Consider the following 3,053-nt stretch of genomic DNA (forward strand, 5'->3'; position numbering starts at 1 on the left):
ATTAATGAAAGCGAGCTGTTCCTGCTGGCCGGTTATCTGTCCCCGCCAATGTCCGGTATAGAAGAAGAGAAACCAAGATATAGCGGGGGGCAGCTTGACCCTTATGTCACCCGAATGTTGAGCCAGGAGCCGGTCGAAGTACAACGTACAGTAATCGGAATCCTGAGCATCTTGAAAAGTATTGCCCTGACCATGAAATAAGCCTGATCGCGAGTTATTCCCGGAGAGGAATGCTAATCAACCGGATAGCGCATTATCTTCGTTATTGACCTTTCCCGTCCGGGAGTGTCAGCCCACGTCTTTACCCCTTTGTTATGATACGGGAAAAACCCCTCTTCATCCCGCCGTCTCCGGATTGATCCGGTAACCTTACCGCTTTAGCCCTCTGCCCGCTCTGCCCCCGGCCGGTGACTCCTGTCACCAGTGATATCTTCGCCGGATACCGCGTGTAGTACTATATGACTAATACTATCGTGCCATAGGTGACTACTGGCAATTAATATGCCAATGTGGTACGCTTGGCATTGTAAGAGGAGTATCACGGTTTGCCAGTTAACCTTAATACTGAAAGAGGCGGACGGGAATCAAGGTGAAACAGAGAGTTGGGACCAGGCTTATTGGTGGTTTTCTAATCGGGGCGGCTATTACCCTGTTGGTTGGGGGAGTCGCCCTGTCCGCCCTGAACCGGGTCAACAGGACGGCTAATGACGTAATCAGTACAGACATTCAGAGCTTTACCAGCGCCCATTTTTTCACGAGCGCTTTAAGCGACATCTGCCGTTATGAGAAGGAGTTTTTCCTCGCCAGTGAGCTTGGCAACCGGGCTGTACAGGAAGAATATGCCGCCAGGCTGGAGGATTCCTGGACAGCCCGGTTGCAAGATACCGAAGGTATACGGCAGACATCCGTTTTATGCCTGCAGTGTCACGATAACGGCGGTGGCGCGCCACTATCCGTGGGCAATAATATTAAGGAGCGTGAGGAGCGTATTATCCAACTGGTAAGCTTCGGCGACAACGCATACCATGAACTGGTAGTCCCGGTGCTGGCGGGCCAGACCTATGAACAACTGCAGCCCCGCTACCTCGATTACCGGGAGTCCATAGCGGAACTGGAAGCTCTTTCCGCCAGTCTACACGCAGATACGCTGCACATGCTGGAGATAAGGGAAAAGGAGTTGATTCAGCTTCAGGCAACTCTCCAGAACCTGGTGATTGGTATTGTGCTGGCGGCCGCTATTTTTGCCTTGTTTCTAGGCTCAGTGCTGACTCGCTCTATTACCGGGCCGGTGAGGCGTTTGTCTGAAATTACCCGGAAGATTATCGCCGGTGACCTGACTCAGCGGGTTGAAGTTAGCTCCAGGGATGAGCTGGGTGAACTGGCTACTTCCTTTAACCGGATGGCGGAGAGCCTGCAGGACTCCCGTCGCCAGGTCGAGAAGAAGGAACGGGAACTGGAGGACGCCAACGAGGAACTTAGAGTCAGCAACGAGGAACTCAGAGCGATTGAGGAAGAGTTACGCAATACTAATGAAGAACTGCTGGAGACGAACGAAGAGCTGAGAAAGACTCAGGAGCAGCTCGTCCGTTCCGAGAAACTGGCTGCTATAGGACAACTGGCGGGCGGAGTGGGGCACGAGCTAAGAAACCCGCTGGGGGCAATTAAGAACGCCGTTTACTACGTCAGAGGGAAAGTAGCCGGAAGCGACCTGGGACAGAGAGAGCCGCGAGTGACGCAATTTCTGGATATTGTAGATGATGAGGTAGCCGCTTCCAACAAAATCATCAGTGACCTTCTGGGGTTTCCCCGGGTTGGTAAACCGGCAATCTCGCCGGCCTGTATCGATAGGGTGATTGAGGATGCCTTGTCCCGTATCTCCGTTAACGAAAACATTGCACTGGTCAAAAATCTTGACCCTGACCTGCCTGAAGTTGAAATAGACACCGACCAGATTCGTCAGGTGCTGGTGAACATACTGATGAACGCGGTTCAGGCGATGCCCGGGGGTGGCAAGATAACCGTAGCCGCCTTGCAAAGAGACGGATTCCTTGAGGTGAAGATTGGCGATACCGGTTGCGGAATACCCGGGGAGGTTATCGGTAAAATCTTCGACCCTCTGTTTACCACCAGGGCCAAAGGCATCGGCCTGGGGCTGGCGGTATCAAAAGCAATCGTCGAGAGGCATGACGGGTATATCGAGGTTGAGAGCGAGATAGGAAAGGGGACTGTTTTTACGGTAAAGTCACCTTTGCGAATTAATGAGGGCGAGTAATACAGGCTGATGGAAAAGACCAGGGTTTTAATAGTTGATGATATGAGAGGTATCCGCCTGACGCTCGGGGGGATACTGGAAGACCGGGGATGTGATGTCGCTGTGGTCGATGATGGTTACCGGGCTATTGATGCGGTAAGACAGAACCATTTCGATATTATCTTCATGGACATAAAAATGCCGGGGATAAACGGCGTTGAAACCTTCATGGAGGTTAAGAAGATTGACCCCGGGGCGGTGGTGATTATGATGACCGCCTACTCGGTAGAAGACCTGGTAAAGAAGGCGATAAACGAGGGCGTTTATACCTGTATTTACAAGCCTTTTGATATGGAAAAGGTAATAGCCTTGATTACAAACACAATCCAGGAAAGGAAAGAGTAATGCCTGCAGACACCACCGTTATGGTGGTCGAGGATGATATCGGTACCAGGATAACCCTGTGTGGCATACTGGAAGATGCCGGCTACAGTGTTATCGAACTGAAAAGGGGTACCGATGCCCTCGAGATGATTCGTGGGTGTCCTTTTGAGGCCGTTATTACCGATATCAGGCTGCCCGATATCAGCGGGATGGAGATACTGGAACTGGCCAAGATGAAAAACCCCGAAGCAATTGTGATTATGATGACCGGCTATGCCAGTGTGGAGACGGCAATAAATGCGGTAAATGATGGCGCTTATGCCTATTTTATTAAGCCCATCAACCCGGATGAGATGAAGACCGCTATCGCTAACGCCCTGAAGCAACAAAGACTGGCATTGGAGAATAAGGGACTGGT

General features: G+C 51.5%; 4 protein-coding genes. All 4 read left to right on the forward strand.

All coding sequences use genetic code 11. The features are described 5' to 3' along the window. Positions 1-201: XRE family transcriptional regulator (locus Q8Q07_08955; protein ID MDP3880414.1), on the forward strand; the 201-nt coding region annotated here is incomplete at its 5' end. Positions 202-589: 388 nt separating this feature from the next. Further along, positions 590-2,272, forward strand: coding sequence for an ATP-binding protein (locus Q8Q07_08960; protein MDP3880415.1), 1,683 nt, complete (start codon positions 590-592; stop codon positions 2,270-2,272). Positions 2,273-2,281: 9 nt separating this feature from the next. Continuing rightward, the gene (locus Q8Q07_08965; GenBank protein ID MDP3880416.1) at positions 2,282-2,656 is read left to right on the forward strand and encodes a response regulator; all 375 of its coding nucleotides are present in this window, start codon (positions 2,282-2,284) and stop codon (positions 2,654-2,656) included. Then, positions 2,656-3,053 (forward strand): response regulator (locus tag Q8Q07_08970; protein ID MDP3880417.1); only part of this gene is annotated, 398 nt, incomplete at its 3' end. The genes Q8Q07_08965 and Q8Q07_08970, both read left to right, overlap by 1 nt.

It is taken from the genome of Dehalococcoidales bacterium, from assembly GCA_030698765.1.
In the GTDB taxonomy this organism is placed as follows: domain Bacteria; phylum Chloroflexota; class Dehalococcoidia; order Dehalococcoidales; family UBA2162; genus JAUYMF01.